Source organism: Chryseobacterium suipulveris (assembly GCF_022811685.1).
GTDB lineage: Bacteria > Bacteroidota > Bacteroidia > Flavobacteriales > Weeksellaceae > Kaistella > Kaistella suipulveris.
On sequence record NZ_CP094532.1, the window covers coordinates 2,363,527 to 2,381,812 of the forward strand.

At 40.0% G+C, this 18,286-nt stretch carries 17 protein-coding genes and 1 riboswitch; of the genes, 13 read left to right on the top strand and 4 right to left on the bottom strand.

The annotated features are described in order from the left end of the window. Positions 1-13: 13 nt before the first annotated feature. From MTP09_RS11080 to MTP09_RS11100, 5 genes are all read left to right on the top strand, one after another. Positions 14-424: a nitrous oxide reductase accessory protein NosL gene (locus MTP09_RS11080; RefSeq protein ID WP_243548471.1), complete on the top strand. Its 411-nt coding sequence runs from the start codon at positions 14-16 to the stop codon at positions 422-424. A 90-nt stretch (positions 425-514) separates the two neighbouring features. After that, positions 515-1,759: a nitrous oxide reductase family maturation protein NosD gene (nosD, locus tag MTP09_RS11085; protein ID WP_243548472.1), complete on the top strand. Its 1,245-nt coding sequence runs from the start codon at positions 515-517 to the stop codon at positions 1,757-1,759. 74 nt (positions 1,760-1,833) lie between these two features. Continuing rightward, positions 1,834-2,547, top strand: a complete 714-nt coding sequence (locus MTP09_RS11090) for an ABC transporter ATP-binding protein (protein ID WP_243548473.1) — start codon at positions 1,834-1,836, stop codon at positions 2,545-2,547. After that, on the top strand, positions 2,544-3,311 hold the full coding sequence (locus MTP09_RS11095; RefSeq protein WP_243548474.1) for an ABC transporter permease subunit: 768 nt from the start codon (positions 2,544-2,546) through the stop codon (positions 3,309-3,311). Before MTP09_RS11090 ends, MTP09_RS11095 begins: the two co-directional genes overlap by 4 nt. Before the next feature lie 163 nt (positions 3,312-3,474). After that, positions 3,475-4,029 (top strand): fasciclin domain-containing protein, encoded by a 555-nt coding sequence (locus MTP09_RS11100; RefSeq protein WP_243548475.1) that lies wholly within the window; start codon positions 3,475-3,477, stop codon positions 4,027-4,029. 89 nt (positions 4,030-4,118) lie between these two features. Here MTP09_RS11100 and MTP09_RS11105 read toward each other — a convergent pair whose 3' ends face one another. Then, complete coding sequence (locus MTP09_RS11105) at positions 4,119-5,333, bottom strand: hypothetical protein (protein WP_243548476.1); 1,215 nt, start codon at positions 5,331-5,333, stop codon at positions 4,119-4,121. After that, the gene (locus MTP09_RS11110) at positions 5,333-5,929 is read right to left on the bottom strand and encodes a Crp/Fnr family transcriptional regulator (protein WP_243548477.1); all 597 of its coding nucleotides are present in this window, start codon (positions 5,927-5,929) and stop codon (positions 5,333-5,335) included. Before MTP09_RS11110 ends, MTP09_RS11105 begins: the two co-directional genes overlap by 1 nt. Before the next feature lie 189 nt (positions 5,930-6,118). Between MTP09_RS11110 and ppk1 the strand changes: the two genes are divergently transcribed. The 3 genes from ppk1 to MTP09_RS11125 all read left to right on the top strand — a co-directional run bounded on the left by ppk1 (position 6,119) and on the right by MTP09_RS11125 (position 11,448). Beyond that, positions 6,119-8,179, top strand: a complete 2,061-nt coding sequence (gene ppk1 / locus MTP09_RS11115; protein WP_243548478.1) for a polyphosphate kinase 1 — start codon at positions 6,119-6,121, stop codon at positions 8,177-8,179. Positions 8,180-8,327: 148 nt separating this feature from the next. Continuing rightward, positions 8,328-8,531, top strand: a riboswitch (cobalamin riboswitch). A 30-nt stretch (positions 8,532-8,561) separates the two neighbouring features. Beyond that, the gene (locus MTP09_RS11120; RefSeq protein ID WP_243548479.1) at positions 8,562-10,388 is read left to right on the top strand and encodes a TonB-dependent receptor plug domain-containing protein; all 1,827 of its coding nucleotides are present in this window, start codon (positions 8,562-8,564) and stop codon (positions 10,386-10,388) included. Positions 10,389-10,398: 10 nt separating this feature from the next. Beyond that, on the top strand, positions 10,399-11,448 hold the full coding sequence (locus tag MTP09_RS11125) for an NHL repeat-containing protein (RefSeq protein WP_243548480.1): 1,050 nt from the start codon (positions 10,399-10,401) through the stop codon (positions 11,446-11,448). A 97-nt stretch (positions 11,449-11,545) separates the two neighbouring features. Here the strand turns inward: MTP09_RS11125 and MTP09_RS11130 are convergent, their stop codons facing one another. Further along, on the bottom strand, positions 11,546-12,967 hold the full coding sequence (locus MTP09_RS11130; protein WP_243548481.1) for a CCA tRNA nucleotidyltransferase: 1,422 nt from the start codon (positions 12,965-12,967) through the stop codon (positions 11,546-11,548). A 381-nt stretch (positions 12,968-13,348) separates the two neighbouring features. After that, entirely contained in the window at positions 13,349-13,603 is a 255-nt protein-coding gene (locus MTP09_RS11135) for a hypothetical protein (protein WP_243548482.1), read from the bottom strand. A gap of 217 nt (positions 13,604-13,820) precedes the next feature. Here MTP09_RS11135 and MTP09_RS11140 point away from each other — a divergent pair, with 217 nt between their 5' ends. The 5 genes from MTP09_RS11140 to MTP09_RS11155 all read left to right on the top strand — a co-directional run bounded on the left by MTP09_RS11140 (position 13,821) and on the right by MTP09_RS11155 (position 17,827). Next, a complete protein-coding gene (locus tag MTP09_RS11140; RefSeq protein WP_243548483.1) occupies positions 13,821-14,279 on the top strand; it encodes a GtrA family protein in 459 nt (152 codons plus the stop codon). After that, positions 14,272-14,394, top strand: coding sequence for a hypothetical protein (locus MTP09_RS14415; RefSeq protein ID WP_263008866.1), 123 nt, complete (start codon positions 14,272-14,274; stop codon positions 14,392-14,394). The genes MTP09_RS11140 and MTP09_RS14415 overlap by 8 nt, the downstream gene beginning before the upstream one ends. 163 nt (positions 14,395-14,557) lie before the next feature. Beyond that, a complete protein-coding gene (locus MTP09_RS11145; protein ID WP_243548484.1) occupies positions 14,558-15,295 on the top strand; it encodes a lysophospholipid acyltransferase family protein in 738 nt (245 codons plus the stop codon). A gap of 29 nt (positions 15,296-15,324) precedes the next feature. Beyond that, on the top strand, positions 15,325-16,773 hold the full coding sequence (locus tag MTP09_RS11150; protein WP_243548485.1) for an MFS transporter: 1,449 nt from the start codon (positions 15,325-15,327) through the stop codon (positions 16,771-16,773). Between the two features lie 82 nt (positions 16,774-16,855). Further along, on the top strand, positions 16,856-17,827 hold the full coding sequence (locus tag MTP09_RS11155; protein ID WP_317618760.1) for a DUF3810 domain-containing protein: 972 nt from the start codon (positions 16,856-16,858) through the stop codon (positions 17,825-17,827). Positions 17,828-18,286: the final 459 nt, after the last annotated feature.

Sequence of the window (18,286 nt, forward strand, 5' to 3'; positions counted from 1 at the left end):
TAAAAATGAAATTATGAAGTTATTCAGAAGTTTAATTCTATCGGGAGCATTGCTCGCACTCGCATGTTGTGCGAAAAGCGGTCCACAGGAAATCGCCACCGGTAAAGATCAGTGCGACAATTGTAAAATGACGATCACTGAAGCAAAGTATGCCACACAACTCACCACCGAAAAAGGGCGAAACTACAAGTTTGACGACATCAGCTGCTTGCAGAGTTACGAAACATCAAACCCGGACAAAGCGACGAACGCTACTTCTTATGTCGCCGATTTCCCAAGTGGTCAGTTCATCGATCTAAAAACTGCAACATTGATCACCGGAGGAACCATAAAAAGTCCGATGGGAGGCAACACTCAGGCATTTAAAGATAAAGCCGCTGCCCAAAAAGCAGCCGAGGAATTAGGCGCAAACATCGTACAGTAACCCTCTTTTTCCCAATTGCACATAAGGGTAATTAAGCTTTTATTGAATGATAAAATCCTGATTACCCTTATTTTTATGTAATTTGCTGAAATGATTTTAAACAAAACAATAAAGCTGATCTTGCTGCTCGTTCCGGTTTTCGTCTTTACCAAAGATTTGAAGGTCGGGAAAAATGAGCAGTACACCACCATCAAATCTGCACTCGCCGCTGCTGAAAACGGGGATCGGATTCTGGTGGAAAAAGGCGTTTACAAAGAAGGAACCATCGACATAACCAAATCGGTAAGTTTAATCGGGATCGACCGACCTGTACTCGACGGTGAGTTTAAGGGAGAGATCATCACCTTTCGCGATGCAGACAAGATTCTTTTGCAAGGATTCAAACTCATCAATGCCGGAAAAGATGAAATTAAGAGTATTGCCGCGGTTCATATTTACACCAGTGCCGATTCCGTAATCATAGACAATATTTTCGAGAATAACTACTTCGGAATTTATGTACAGCGGGGATTGCGCTGCCTGATTCAAAACAACAAAATCACCACCACGAGAGGAACCTCACAGGAAAACATCGGCGACGGAATCCACCTTCTTGGAAGTACCGAAATCTGGGTGAAACACAACTTTATCAGCGGACATAAAGACGGAATCTACCTTGAGAAAAACATGCGCTGCTATATTTTCAAGAATCTTTCCAGAAATAATCTGCGATACGGACTGCACTTTATGTTTTCCAATGACAGCGTTTATACCGGAAATGTATTCGACAACAACGGAGCGGGAGTTGCGGTGATGTATGCGATGAATGTGAGCATGTTCAGCAACAAATTTATCAACAACTGGGGCGACAGTGTTTACGGACTTTTGCTCAAAGAAATCTCGTTCAGTAAGATCAAAGACAATATCTTCGAAAACAATACCACGGGAATTTTTGCCGACGGAGCCACGAAAATCGACTATTACAATAACCAGTTCGAGGACAACGGATGGGCTCTGAAAATCAATTCCAACTGTATGGAAAACAGGATTTCGAGGAACAACTTCATCAACAATACTTTCGATGTGAGCACCAACGGAACTGTGGTGATGAACGACTTTAAACAAAATTATTGGGACAAGTATGAAGGTTACGACCTCAACAAAGACAAAATCGGCGACATCCCGTTTCACCCACTTAGTTTTTATGCGGTTTTGGTGGAACAGAATCCATCGGTGATGCTACTTTTCCGAACGTTCTTTGTAGATTTAATGGACCGGATGGAAAAAATAATCCCGAGTTTGACCCCCGAAAGTTTTGTGGACGACGAACCATTGATGAACCCTGTGAAAATATAGATAATAGACATCGATTTCAGACAACAGACTTTATCAGAAGTCTCGTGTCTGATTTCTGAAATCTAAAAAAGATTATGATTGAGATAAAGAATCTTTCCAAGAAATTCCAAAAGTTTAAGGCGTTAAACGATATTAATATTCAGTTTAGCCAGGGACATTCCGTTGCGCTCATCGGACCGAACGGCTGTGGAAAAACCACGATGATCAAATGCATTCTAGGACTGAATGTGGTGGAAGAAGGCGACATCATTGTGAACGGCGAAAGTGTAAAAGATCATTACCAATACCGCGAAAACATCGGTTACATGCCGCAAATCGGGCGATATCCTGAGAATATGACGATCGAGGAAACGATCAGAATGATCAAAGATACGCGGAAGAATAAAACCGCAGTACTCGATACCGAACTGCTCGAAGCTTTCGAACTTGAAAAAATTTATGACAAAAAAATGCGGACGCTTTCCGGCGGAACCACGCAGAAAGTAAGTGCGGTATTGGCGTTTATGTTTGACCCAAACATCATCATCCTCGATGAACCCACTGCAGGACTCGATCCGCTCGCTTCGGAGATTCTGAAAAACAAAATCATCAAGGAAAAAAATAAGGGGAAACTTATCATCATCACTTCCCACCTTTTGAGCGAGCTCGACGACATCATCAGCGAAATCGTTTTTATGAATGAGGGGAAAGTGATTGTGCATCAATCCGTAGCCGATCTTCAATCCGAAACCAACACCACGAAAATATCGGAAGGAATTATCTCAATTTTAAAAGGAATGAAAAAATGAACAGGATAGCAAGATTTATTTTATTCGATATACTCAAAAACAAGATCGTGATTTTTTACACGGTACTTCTGTTCATCATTTCCTGGTCGGTTTTGGGGCTTGAATCCAACTTTACCAAAGCCACGCTGAGTTTGCTGAACATCGTACTTTTGGTGGTTCCGCTCGTGAGTATTATTTTCTCGACGATTTATGTGTACAACAGCAGTCAGTTCGTGGAGCTGCTTCTGAGCCAACCCGTTCCGCGCAGTAAAGTATGGTTTAATATCTTCCTCGGTTTGTCAACTGCGCTTACTTTGGCTTTTCTGCTTGGTTGCGGAATTCCTATTTTGCTGTATTCGTCGATTCAAACTGGCGCATCCTTAATTATCATCGGAATCTTTCTGTCGGTAATTTTTACTGCATTAGCGATGCTTGCCTCGATTTCTACCAGAGACCGCGCAAAAGGAATTGGGATTTCTATTTTCATCTGGATGTTTTTTGCCATTATTTACGACGGCATTTTGCTGATCCTGATGTTCCAGTTTGCAGATTTCCCGATTGAAGGAATTATGTCGGCACTTACCGCAGTAAACCCGATCGGTTTGTCGAGGATTTTCGTGCTTCTCCAGCTGGACGTCGCTGCAATGCTCGGACAAGCAGGTGCGATTTTCAAGCAGGTTTTCGGTTCCGGTGGCGGAATGGGAATTTCGATCGCTGTACTGTCAATCTGGGCAATTTTCCCTTTTTTGTGGTCATTGATCAAATTCAACAAGAAGGATCTGTAGCAAAAAATTTCAGGGAAATTTCTAATGATAAATATCAGATAATCAGACGAATACTTTATGATTACAGTCATAAGGAAGCTCGTTTTTTCAGCTTACCTTTATCTTAAAATTCAAGGGGGTTACTTTGAATTGCATTATTAAGTTAAAACAAAAACCTAATCCAATGAAAAAATCATTTCTAATTCTCGCTCTGGCTTCAATGGCCATCATTTCGTGCAAGAAAAATGAAACTGCAACAACAAGTTCTTCTACTGCGACCACTGAAGCTGTTGGTTCAGGTCAGGAAGCTGTGGTCGATTCAGACAGCGCACCGGATATCGTAAAACTGGCGGTATCGAATAAAGATCTGTCCACGCTGGTTACCGCAGTACAAAAAGCGGGTCTCACTACTTCGCTCAGCAACGCTGGTCCATTCACAGTTTTTGCACCGACTAACGAAGCTTTCGACAAACTGCCGAAAGGCACTGTTGACGATTTGCTGAAACCTGAAAACAATAACAAACTCAACGACATTCTCGGTCACCACACTTATGTTGGCGTAATCAAAACCGACCAAATGAACGACGGGCAAAACCTTGGAATGGTGGACGGAAAAACCATCACCATCAAAATGGTGGACGGAAAACCAACCATTAACGGAAATGTAAACATCATCGCTTCCGTACCTGCAGCAAACGGAATTGTACACGTTGTGGACGGCGTAATTTTGCCACAGTAAAAAGAAACTCATAGTTTATTAAATTTAATGTTGAAACGGCTTCCAAGTAATTTTGGAAGCCGTTTTTCTAGGATTGAAACAAAGCAAGATTAAGGTTCTTTACGAGTTTTGAGACTAACAAAAATCACCAACAGCGAAACCAGCATCAGCAGTGAAATGACCAAAAGCGTTTGGCTTGCGTAGGGAATCGCCATGTACGTGATTGAAAAAACGCCCATAATCCCCAACATCGCCTCATTAAGGAAAATACCGAGGAGAAGGAGTTTCAGCCCCATCAACAGCGATTTGGTGATGTTGAATAAATTGGTCGCCAAAATCTGGTTGATGAGAAAAGTTGCGATACACATGAGCAAAACCAGGTGCAGATAAGCGATCACCACATTTCGGAAACCAAAAGCAAACTGACTCACCGCCGGAATATTGGAACCCAGCTGAAGCGCGATCTTCGCGGCAAAAGCGAAACCTGAATAGATCAGAACAAAACGGTGCATCGGCGACCATTTCAAGACGAGGTTGGTCCAGTTTCTCTTTACAAAAAGATAAAGCATGACCGCACCAATGGTTTGTCCGATCGTTGCAATCACTATCAAAACAAAAATATAAACCGGCATTTTCAGCCACAACACAGAAAGTCCGTAACCGATGAGACAGCCGACAAACATTAACCAAAAAAGGATTTTGTTCTCCCGGTCAGAAATCGGTGAACCCACTTCCTTCATCGAATACAGCAAAAATCCGATGCATGAAAAAATAAAGAAACCATTGTACTGGAAATGGAGATAATAATATTCAGAAGCCAGGAACATGTTCTGCGTCATCGTTTTGGTTGCTCCCATATAACCGAGGTGGAAAACGCCGAACGAGGAGATCACCATAAAAAACAGTCCGCCCAAAAACCATGGGATCGACGCGTCACGAATCCCTTTGGAATCTCTCCAGAAAGTCCAGGCAAAAATAAAACCGGTAACAATCGCGATGGTAGAAAAGCCAGTCGACATCCAGAAATATCCCCCATAACTAAAGGTGAACAGCATCCCAAACGACGCCACGACATTGGCAAGAATCAGATTCCGATATTTTGTAAGGTTCACTGTCTCCTTCACTTTACCCAAATAAATTACCGCCAAAACATAAATCGCATTGGAAATCCAGCCATAGAAAGCGAAGTGAGAGTGGGCGTGCTGCATAAACTTCTGCTCCACAAAAGGAAGCGAATAGGCGATTTTATAGCGCATGATGACTCCCAAAAGAGCCACCAGAAAAAAGTTAAAGACAGAAAATTTCAGCCAGAAAGATTTATTCATCAGTAATAGATTTTATGGTTGATCAGTTCGATTTTTTGTTCCTTCTCCATTTTTTTTACAGTGCGGATCACCGTTTCAATTGCCAATCCTGTAGAGTTTGCCATTTCTTTTCGGGTAACGTGGATGATGGTTTTTTCGCAGGGTTCCACACCGATTTCGCGTTTGTAGTTCTTCAGGAAATTCAGGATTCTCTCGTTTGGATTCTGATGGACGATGGATTTCAGCTTGATGGTTTTATTATAGGCCTTTCTCGCAATCTGTTTCGTAAATCTAATGAGAATTTCGGGATTATTCATCATGAACTCCTGAAAAAGCGGCTCCGAAAATCTGAAAATTTCGGCAGACTCGCTGTTGATTAGCGCGCTACTCGGATATCTTTCCTGCAACAAAAACGGCGGCTCGCCCAAAAACTGGTATTCCGAGATTTTGTCAATCAGGAATTCCTTGCCTTCAGAATCTGTGTTGTACACCTTTACTTCGCCTTCAGTAAGGTAAAAAAGGCAAACCGCCCGCTCGTCTTCACGGAAAAGGTGATCCTTTCGCTTGAGTCGGAAACGGGGAATATTGTTTTTCAGCAGAAGCTCTCGGGAAAACATATGGAATTTTTCCCAAATTTATTAAAAAATACCAATCTGTCCGAATTAAAGGTGGAGAAATTTTGAGGATGAGTGATGAACGATGAATAATGAATGGTGAATTTTGAATTGTTTCCAATATTAATTTTTCGAAAACATTTCGTGCGATAACCATAAATTCAATATTTTTGAGGAAATCTATATTGCTTTATGCCGAACCAGTTTAACCCGAGAGATATTACGTGGCTTGCCTTTAACGAAAGAGTGATGCAGGAAGCGATGGACGAGAATGTTCCGCTTCATCTGCGGATCCGTTTTCTGGGGATTTTCTCCAATAATCTCGACGAGTTTTTCAGGGTGAGAGTTGCCGGTCTGAAACGTGCGATGGACTTTAAAGACAAGTTCATCACCGAATCTTTTTATCAGCTACCGACGAAGATTCTGCAAAATATCAATGAAATCGTCATCAAGCAGCAACAGGATTTCGATAAGACCTGGAAGAAGATCCAGATCGAAATGGCGGAGCAGAAAGTCTTCATCAGAACCGCAAAAACACTGACCGACGAACAGAAAAAATTTGTGAGAAAATATTTCGATGAAGTGGTGGAAAGCAACGTGATCCCGATTCTTCTTCACGAAAATGTTCCGATGCCTTATTTAAGGGACAAATCCCTCTACCTCGGAATTGCGATGCGCCGCAAAGAATGGCAGTACGAAAGCAAATTTGCCATTATCGAAATTCCGTCGAGAATTGTGGGCAGATTTGTGCTACTTCCGTCCGATGACAAAGACGAGAAAAACGTTATGCTGCTCGAAGATGTGATCACCTTCAACCTTCCGCATATTTTCTCGTATTTCGGGTATGATGATTTCGAGGCCAACTGTTTCAAAGTGACCAAAGATGCCGAATTTGATTTAGACAACGACATTAAAACCACTCTTGCCGAAAAAATACAAAAAGGCATTAAAGCCCGACGAAAAGGGAAACCGACACGTTTCGTCTTCGACAAGGAAATGGACAAAGCACTGCTTGAATTCCTCATCCGCAAACTGAGTTTAACGAAAAGAGACAGCATTATTCCTGGTGGAAAAATTCATAACTTCCGTCATTTTATGGATTTCCCCGATGTCTTCAAAAGCTATAAAAACCCTGTTGAAAGAACATCTTTCGACCACCCCGAATTTGTTGGAAAAAGAGTGACCGACGTAATTCAGAAACACGACGTACTCCTCACCTTTCCATATCACACCTACACTCCCGTTATCGATTTGATGCGGGAAGCAGCGATGGATCCCGACGTGAAAACCATCCAGATCACGGCATACCGATTGGCGAGTAATTCAAAAATCGTGAACGCGCTGATTAACGCCGCAAGAAACGGAAAAGAAGTAACCGTAATGCTCGAACTCCGCGCAAGATTCGATGAAGAAAGCAATCTGGAATGGAAAGAAATTCTGGAGCAGGAAAGCGTGAAAGTTCTGGTCGGAATTCCTAACAAAAAAGTCCACGCCAAGCTCTGCGTCATCAAGAAAAGAGCCCACGGAAAAACGATCCAGTATGGTTTTGTAAGCACAGGAAACTTCAACGAAAAAACCGCAAGGATTTACGGCGACCATTTGCTAATGACTGCTGACAGAGGAATCATGGCAGACATTAACAAAGTGTTCAACGTGTTGAGAAAACCAAAAGACGACATTATGCCCGCGTTGAAAACCTGCAAAAATTTGTTGGTTTGTCCGCAGTTTATGCGCGAAAAAATCGTGTACCACATCGATCGCGAAATCGAGGAAGCAAAGGCGGGGCGAAAAGCCGAGATGATTATCAAAGTTAATTCGCTGAGCGACCGAAACCTCATCATCAAACTTTATGAAGCCGCAAAAGCAGGAGTAGTCGTAAAAATGATCGTCCGCGGAATTTACTGCGCCGTGAACCAGAAGGAATTCAAACAAAAAATCCAGGCGATCAGCATTGTTGACGAATATCTGGAACACGCGAGAGTAATGTATTTCTACAACAAGGGCAATGAAGACATCTATATTTCCTCCGCCGACTGGATGACGCGAAACCTCGACTACCGAATTGAAGCCGCCGCAAGAATCAACCAGAAAAGTTTAAAGAAAGAGATTAAAGACATTCTTGAAATACAGCTGAGCGACAACGTAAAAGCCAGAATTCTCGACAAGCGAATGAGCAACCGTTATGTGGAAACTGGCAAGACCGAAATCCGCTCGCAGATTGAAACGTATAAATATTTGAAAGGGAAAGGTTGATAAAACTTAGTTGGTTGTAGGTGCAGATGGGTGCAGTTGGTTGCAATTGGTGCGTTTTGGTTCCCATTTTTCATTATTAATTATTCATTATTAATTCCGATTTCGTAATTCCCTGTCTGCCGATAGGCAGGGTATTTCGTATTTCGTATTTAAAACCTTATCTTTGCCCTACTTTCAGAAAAGGGAATCGCGTGAAATCCGCGGACTGTCCCCGCAACTGTAAATCACGAAAAAGTCTGAAGTCCGAAGACGGAAGACGCAAGTAAAATTTTCAACAAACAATCCATTGCGAAAAGCGAGAAGGAGTTGAAATGTGAAAGTCAGGAGACCTTGCTGAAAGTTAACTTTAAATTAAAAAACTTTCGGAGGAAAAGTTCTGACAATGACTAAAACTGACCTTTTTTCGGCGGCCTTTCTGCTTTTTTCTTTTTGGGGTTTTGCTCAAGAGAAAACGATTGACACGGTTTACATTTTCGACAATCAGTTAAATAGCTCCAAAAAAGTTCTAAAAATATCAAAATTAGAGCAGGCAGATTTATTAAAAAATTCGACGAATCTTTCAGAAGTTCTGCGCTTTCAATCACCGATTTATATTAAAGAAAACGGTCGTGGAATGGTTTCCTCACCTTCTTTCCGTGGAACTACGGCGCAACAAACCGCATTTATTTGGAACGGAATTAATGTGAATTCACAATTTTTAGGACAAGGCGATATTAATAATTTGAACCTTCTTGGTTATGACAATCTGCAAGTAAAATCAGGCGGCGGAAGTGTAATTTACGGCAGCTCTGCAATCGGCGGAACGATTCACTTAAATAATGAGTTGACTTTTAATAAAGGTTTTCATAACAGTTTATTTGCAGAATATGGTTCCTTTAAAACTTTGAATACATTTTTAAAATCCTCTTACAGCGACGAAAAAATCAGCGTGAAAGTTTCAGGAAATTACGTGGAAAGCGAAAACGACTATGAAGTTCCCGAAAAAAACTACATCAATCTGAACGGACAATACCGCAGCAAAACTTTCAACCTGGGTTTCGGCTACAAAATCAATCAGAAAAACACCGTTTCTTGGCAAACGCAATTGTACAGCGGAATTCAACATTACCCTGTTTTTTCTGAATATGCCACAAAAACGAAATATTTAACCAACAATTTCAGGAGTTTGGCGAGTTGGGATTTTAAATCTATGAAAGTGCAGAACATTTTGCGGCTCGCTTTTCTTGAGGAAGAATTTCAGTATTTCGCCTACATAGACCGACCAAAAAGCAGCGGCGGAACAGGAAAAAGTTACATTGCGAAAAATGATTTCAATTATGTATTCAACGACAAAATTGCCTTAAACCTCATCGCTGAATATCAGTTAAACAAAGCGGAAGGTTACCAATCGGGAATCAAAGACGTGAGTAGAAATGCAGGTTCGTTTGCGGGTTTGCTCCGTTGGATTCCGAATCAAAAATTCTATTTTGAAATAGGTGCAAAAAAAGATTTTGTGGAGAAAATTGAAAGTCCGTTTATTTATTCTTTTTCGGGAAAATTTAAAGCAACTGATTGGTATTCTGCTGTTTTCAACTTTTCTAAAAATTTCAGGTATCCCAGTTTCAACGATTTGTATTGGAAACCGGGCGGAAATTTAAACTTGAAATCTGAAGTTTCGCATCAAGCAGAATTAGGAAATAATTTTGCACATAAAGGTTTCAAGCTCAACCTCACTCCTTATTATATGAGGATTGAAAATATGATTCGTTGGTTGCCGACTTCGGTGGGAATTGCGTCACCGATCAACACCAGCAAAGTTGAAAGTTACGGTTTAGAATCTCAACTCGATTTTGAAAAAACTTTTGGAAAAAACAAAGCAAAAATTTCAGCGGGATATGTTTTCACGCATTCAAAAGATTTGGAAACCAATCAATTTCTCACTTACGTCCCGAAATATAAAATCTTTGGAAATGCTTCCTACGGTTATGATTTCGCGGAAATATTTTTACAGGGAATGTATAATGGACTGACTTTCACCACTTCCGATGAAAAATTGAGCAGTGCTATTCAACCCTATTTTGTGATGAATGCAGGATTAAATTTCACGGTTCTAAAAATCTATTGTTTAGGTTTTAAGGTAAATAATGTGTTTGACGAAATCTACGAAACAACCGCTTATTTTCCTCTGCCAAAAAGAAATTACAGCGCTAACTTATTCATTAACTTTTAAATATTTAAAAATGAAAATTTCAAAAATTTTAACTCTTGTTCTTGCGGGAACTTTACTCTTCAACATTTCTTGTAGAAACGACGACCCAATTCCTGCTCCAACTCCAAAAGGTGCATACGAAAACGGAATTTTGATTGCGAACGAGGGCGGATTTTTAACTCCTACAGCTTCGGTAAGCTTTATCTCAAACGATTTATCGAAATTGGAAAACAATATTTTTAGCACCAACAACAGTAATGCTGTTTTGGGAAATGTGTTTCAATCCGTTGGATTTAAAGGTGATAATGCCTTTTTGGTAACAAACGTTCCTAATAAAATTGAAATTGTTAACAGATACACTTTCAAAAAAACGGGAACAATCACGGCAAACCTGGACGAAGCACGATATATCGCATTTTCAGGAAACAACACTTATGTTACCAACAACAACTTCTTTGATGTAAGAAAAGTGAATATTTACGATAATTCCAATGCCTTTGTGAAGAGCATCAATTTTGACCGTTATGCAGAAAAAATCGTTTCTGCTGATGGATTTGTTTATGTGCAAACCGACGGTGTAACTTATGATGCGAATTATAATGAGCTTCCTACAGGCCACACGATTTCCAGAATTAATCCTGCCACAAACAATGTGGATAAAACCATCACTTTAACGGACGACACCATTATTCGTGATATGATTGCAGATAATTCCAATGTGTATGTTTTGAGTTCGGATTACAGCAATTCGTACATTTATAAAATTGATGCAAAAACGGGAACAGCTGCACAAACCAAATTAGCAGGAGTTTCAGGTGCCCTAAAATTGGCGGTTGACAACGGAAAAATATATTTCTTGACTTCAGGAAAAAAATTGTATTCCTATAACGGAACCGCTGCAACTGCAATGTTTGATGTAACGACAAGTCATGTTTACGGTTTCAATGTGATTGATGACAAAGTATTTGTTTCGGACCCTTCTTTTTCAAAAGATAATGACGTAAGAATTTACAATCTTTCAGGAAATCTTCTTAAAACCATTACGACAGGAATCGGAACCAACGGTTTTTACAAGAATTAAGGTTTATTAATTGTTTAACAGAAAACCCTTTCTAACACTATGTTAGAAAGGGTTTTCAATTTTAAGGAAACCTAACAAGTTTTAAAACTTGTTAGGTTTAGTTTATTTTCAAGCCTAAAAGTTTCGCTTCTTCAATCACAAAACTTCTCGCTTCTTCTTTATCGTTGGTAATTTCGCCTTCCAGAATTGCTTCTTTTACTTTTTCTTTTAGGATTCCGATTTCGCGGCTTGGTTGCAGGTTAAACATTTCCATGATTTCTTCTCCCGAAATCGGGGGCTGAAAATTGCGGATGCTGTCTTTTTCCTCAACTTCCTTGATTTTTTGGGCAACGTATTCGAAATTCTTTTTGAATTTTTCCTGTTTCGAGGAATTTTTGGTGGTGATGTCGGCTTTGCAAAGCGTGAACAAATCTTCCAAATCTTCACCCGAATCAAAAAGCAATCTTCTCAAAGCAGAATCCGAAGTTCCATCATCTATTAATGCGATGGGTCTTGATGAAAGTTTCACCAATTTTTGAACATATTTCATGTCGCTCCCAAGAGGGAGTTTCAAGCGGTAGAAAAGATTCTTTACCATTTTTGAACCCAAAAATTCATGCCCGTGAAAAGTCCAGCCATTTTTTTTGTCGAACTTTTTTGTCGGTGCTTTTCCGATGTCGTGAAGCAACGCCGCCCAACGAAGCCAAAGGTTGTCGGTATTTTTAGAAATATTGTCAACCACTTCCAAAGTGTGCCAAAAATTGTCTTTGTGGGTTTGTCCTTCCACTTCTTCGATTCCTTTTAAAGCGGTGAGTTCGGGTATGATTAAAGGTAAAAGTCCTGTTTGTTCCATTAGTTTTAAACCGACGGACGGTTTTTCGGAAAGCATGATTTTGTTGAATTCTACCATAATTCTTTCCATGGAAACGATTTTGATTCTTTCGGCTTCTTTTTTTATGGCTTCAAGGGAATTTTCTTCAATCTGAAAATTTAAAGTCGCGGCGAAACGAATGGCTCTCATCATTCTTAGAGGATCGTCGGAATAGGTTTGCAAAGGTTCAAGCGGCGTTCTGATGATTTTGTTTTGGAGGTCCGAAATTCCATCGAAAGGATCAATCAATTCGCCGAAATTCTCCTTGTTCAGCGAAATTGCCAACGCATTGATGGTGAAATCCCTTCGTTTTTGATCGTCTTCCAAAGTTCCTGTTTCTACCGAAGGTTTCCGGGAATCTTCGGAATAGCTTTCCTTTCGTGCACCGACGAATTCCAGGTCGAGTCCGTTATGTTTAAACATTGCGGTACCGTAGGTTTTGAACACCGAAACTTTTAGTTTTGGATTGATTTCTTGGGCGATTTTCTTTGCGAGGTAAATCCCTGAACTTTCAGTTACAAAATCGATGTCGGTCGGCATTTGTCTTTTCATCAGCAAATCGCGCACAAATCCACCGACGATGTACACCGACTGATTGTTCTGCTGTGCAACTGCGGAAACCAATTTGAAAAGTTTAAAGTTTTTATTTTGCTTGAGGTTGATAACCATAAATAAGATTCGGTGCCAGAATTTTTGCAAAGATATTCCAATAAAAAGAAAAACCCATATTTCTATGAGTTGGAGTGTTGAGAAGCGGGATTATTTTCAGGATATTTTTTGCAAAAAACTCGTGTTCTTGTCTGCTACAAAGACTTTTTTTTCAATGGACTAAAAAAAATAACTTACCTTGTTTTGCTTTACGAGTATATTTTTTCTCGCAAAGTTCGCAACGAAATAATTTATTATCAAGCTGCATATTTTAAGCTAAACAAAGGCGCTATCGCTTAAGAAGGATATACAAAATTTTTGTAAGAAATTGATTGTTAAGCAAGAATATTTATTTTCTGAAACCATAACAAGTCTTTGCACAATATCGGAATATTGTCAATTTTATCGGATCTCTTTTTCAGCATCCTGCAAAAGCCAGTCGCCGATTTCGTCTTCGAGGTATTCCGTCTGCTGTTTGATGGCGTTCAGAAAATCGTCGGGTATATTGGAAATATCGCTGTTTTCGAGGTTCCACAATTCATCCGACATCAATTCGTACTCAGAATAAATTCTTTTGAACCGCGGACTGCTTTTTTCGAGTTCTTCAATTTTTGCCTGTTGCGGCCTGAATTTTCTGTATGGTCTTGTATTTTTCATTTTTAGTTTTGTGATTGCTTAATTAAAAAACATCAATTAAATGTACTGTTCAAGATAAAAATCACGCTCGCAATTTATTGAAAATGAAAAATTTATCAGGTAGTGCTCTTGTTTCAATGATTAAAATTAAAAATAAAAATGAATGAAAAAAATATTTTAACAGATATTAAAAATGTTTAACATTAAGTTCTAAATTTGTCGTCGGAAGTATATTTTAATGAAAGCACTATTACTAAAGCAGCGACAGGTTTTCTTCTTCATCATTGCAGGTGCATTGAGTGCTGTTGTCGAGATCGGGTCTTTCAAGATATTTAGTGTTTATCTTCCGCAGCTGTTTTCTCAGGAGACCAATTTTAACGGGATCCACTTTCCGCTGAGTAATGTTTTTTCCACCACCTGCGGAATTATCACCAACTATTTTCTGAGCATCTGGTTTGTTTTCGAACGCGGGAAGCACTCGAAGAAAAGGGAGTTTGCGTACTTTATGTTCGTTTCGTTCCTTTCCACAATTTTGAGCTTGACCTTCTTCCAGATATTTTTTAGATATGTGTTTAAAGAGCATTTCGATGCGGGATTCTTCGTATTCAGCCAGGAAATGCTGAGCAAGATTTCAGCAATTCTATTGGTTTCGGCACTGAATTATTCGGTGAAGAAGAGGGTGATTTTTAATGGATGAGATGAAGGACGAAGGACGAAGGACGAAGGACGAAGGACGAATTACGAATTACGAAATGCGAAGATGGAAGACAGGAAACGGAAGTGAGCTTTGGGAGAGTTGTTCTGAAAAATAAACTACTTTTGTTTTTAGCCCCGATGGAAGCGGCATCCTTTTTTGGCATTCTCGCCATTTCAACTTCGTGCAGGAACCGACTGCCAAAAAAGATACAGCGGACAGCGGGACCGAAATTGTGAGAAGCGAAAAATAGCTTGCTACTGAAAAAAGAAACTTTGTAAATGACTAAACTTCTTAATTATATTTGGCGCGGATGGATGATAATTCTGGGAGCCGTGCTCACCATTCTACTTGGAATCCCCGTGCTGATTCTTTCGATCAGGAAAGAACATTATAAGTACGCATATAGATTTATTCGAGTGTGGTGTTACGGGATGTTTTATGGGATGGGTTTTCGGTATGACCTGAAAAATCTGACTGAGAAAAAGATCGAAAAATACCGGCAGTATGTCTTTATCTCAAACCATACCTCGATTATGGATGTGATGTTGCCGTGTATTCTGATGCCGCATCATCCGCTGTGTTATGTGGGAAAAAAGGAACTGGTGAAAATTCCGATTTTTGGGACGATCTATAAGAGAATCTGCGTGATGGTCGATAGAAGTTCCGCGAAAAGCCGCGCCGATGTGTACCGAAGATGCGCCGAAAGAATGCAGGAAGGACAGAGCATCGTGATTTTTCCCGAAGGCGGCGTTCCCGATGACACCTCGATTTTGCTCGACAGTTTTAAAGACGGCGCGTTTATCCTCTCCTCAAAGCACAATGCGCCGATTGCGGTGTTTACTTTTGTGGGCTTGAAGGAAATGTTCCCATTTGATAATTCGAAAGGCCACCCTGGAAAAGTGAAGGTTTTTTTCAACGATATTTTGGAGCCCGACAGATCTGCCGCTGAACTGAAATCTATTGCCTACGGCGAAATAAAAAATGTTCTGGAAAACCAAATGGGGAACAGAAAATAGTTATATTTGTTTTTAAGAAATCATTAATAATGTACGCAAACTATTCTAAGCAAACCAATTGGGCGCAATTCGTTCCGTTGGTTACCGTATTTTTCTTTTGGGGATTCGTTGCAGCGAGTAACGATATTTTAATTCCCGTTTTCAAGAAGGCATTCAACCTCACACAGAGCCAGAGCCAGTATGTTGCAGTGGCTTTCTATGTCGCATATACAGTCGGTTCGCTGATCTATATGTTTATTTCAAAAGCACTGAAGCAGGATTTGATCAACAAAATCGGTTACAAAAACGGTTTGATTACTGGACTTTTGATTTCAGCAGCGGGAACATTACTTTTTTATCCCGCAGCAAATATGGGCTCGTTTCCATTGATGATTTCGGGACTGTTTACGGTGGGACTTGGATTTTCGCTGCAGCAGATTGTAGCAAATCCTTTGGCAATCGAAGTCGGACCAGTAGAAACTGGATCTCAACGTTTGACGATGGCAGGAGGAATCAATAATTTGGGAACCACGATTGGACCGTTGATCGTGGCATTTGCGATTTTTGGTTCCGCAACCGCTTCGAATACGGATGCAAGCATTGAGTCCGTAAAAATCCCCTATCTTGTTTTGGGAGCGGCTTTTGTTTTGGTGGCGGTACTTTTGAAGTTTTCGTCGCTGCCGCAAGTGACGCCGACCATTAAAGAAAATACTGACGATTCAGTTCCAGCAGAACACCGAGATTCCGCACTGAAATATCCACAGTTGGTGATGGGAATGATCGCCATTTTCGTTTATGTGGGAGTAGAAGTTGCAACCGCGGCAAACCTTCCTGCGTATATGGAAAAATCTTTAGGATTCGAGACGAAAGATGTTGCACCTTACATCTCTTTATACTGGGCATCCTTAATGATCGGAAGATGGACCGGAGCGGTTGAAGCATTTGATTTCAACGCGGGGATCAAGAAGATTCTTAGGTTTTTGGCGCCTTATCTCGCGTTCGGAGTTTTCCTTTTGGTAAACGCGATTGCGAAACACGACCTTTCGCATTTCTATATTTATGGTGTAATTATTTTGGTGATGATTGTTTGCGATATCCTGAGTAAAGGAAATCCTGCGAGAATGCTCCTGATCTTTTCACTGATGGGAATTTTGGCGCTCGTCATCGGAATGCTGACTACAGGTATGACTTCAGTTTATGCGTTTACGAGTGTAGGTTTGTTCTGCTCCACTTTGTGGCCGTGTATTTTTGCTTTGGCGATCAACGGACTTGGTAAGCATACGAATCAAGGGTCAGGATTCCTGATTATGATGATTATGGGTGGTGGAATTATTTCGTGGATCCAGGGAATGCTTGCCGATGCGACCAACATCCACTTCAGCTATATTGTGGGAGTGCTTTGTTTTGCGTATCTTGCTTTCTACGCGATTCGGGTTCCTGGAATTTTGAAATCTCAGGGAATTGAACTGGGCAATTTAGATTCAAAAGGTGGCCATTAAAACAAATAAAATATTCAGAAGAAAGAGTTTTTGGGCGGGTTTATTACTTGCCCAATTTCTTTTGTTTTTTGTACTGTCAAAAGTGCCGACGGCGGTTTACAAATTTGAAAATTTCTTTGAGTTTCAGAAAGGTCTCCATCAAAAGTTATTTTCATTTTTACCGTTTTCTGTGGGCGATGTGTTCTATGTTCTGCTGGGAATTGTAACGGTTTTTCTCATCATTAAAATTATTAATAAAAAAAGCAGAAATTCAGGTTTGATTAAGTTTTTGGTATTGTTAAATGTGCTCTATTTCACCTACCAGATATTTTGGGGAATGCTTTATTTTCAAAAGCCGCTGATCGAAAAACTTCCGCAGAAAGAACCTGATGTTGAAGCAATGAAAGCTTTAGCTTTGAAGTACCTCGAACAATGCAAACAAACCAGGTATTTAGTTGACGAGGACCGATACGGCGTTTTTAAAGTGTATCGAAAAAAGGCGCTAAAATCTGAAATTCTGAAGCAGCAAGCCGTACTTCCACAATTTATTAATGATAAAAAAGCGGGCGTAATCAATTCCTTCAAACCCAGTTTATTTAAAGGCGTGATGAGCTACACGGGAATTTTGGGATACTACAACCCGTTTACCGCGGAAGCGAACTACAATTCGGAACTGCCGTCGACTTATCTTCCGTTCACACTCGCGCACGAAAGCGCGCACCAGCTCGGGTATGCGCGTGAGCAGGAAGCAAACTTTATCGGCTACCTGATCGGGAAAAATTCAACCAACGACGAGTTGCGGTACAGCACGGAATATTTTGTCTTAAAATCTTTACTGAACGCCATAGCAAGCGAAGATGAAAAATTCGTAAAATCAATCATCAACCAATATTCTGAGGAAATGAAACGGGACCGATTTGCCGAAAGAATGTTTAACAGGCGACATGCTGGTTTCCTCGATGCGTTTTTCGGATTCACCAACGACCTTTTCCTGAAAAGCAATCAGCAGGAAGGAAGTGTCACGTATTCGTACTTCGTGGATTTACTCCTTCGATACGAATCTTCAGCTCAATAGTGTAAAAAAAGAATCGCATCTTGCGATACGATTCTAAAAACACAAATGATGAAAAAAAATTTATTGCCTCCATAACAACAGGGGTCATTATTTCAGCGATGTAAAAGTAACACTAATATTTCTAATTTCAAAATTATTTTTTCAAATATGTAGAAAATTATCTACAAAGTTAGTTTTGGTTTTTCATTCATCAGATTTTGATTATCTTTTTATGTTTTATAAAAGATAGCAACATATATCAGTAATGATTAGTCCCGTTTGTTACCAATAAAGACAAAAAAAAGCAATCCTTGAAATAGCAATAATTTACTTTAATGACGATACTTTTTTGGAATCCTAAAACAAATGAACCGAAATCAACATAATCAAAAAAAATAGACAATTTCACCACGGTCTATCTTAAACAAAAAATTCCAACATTTAGTTGGAATTTTGTAGCGAAGACGGGAGTATCTTTAT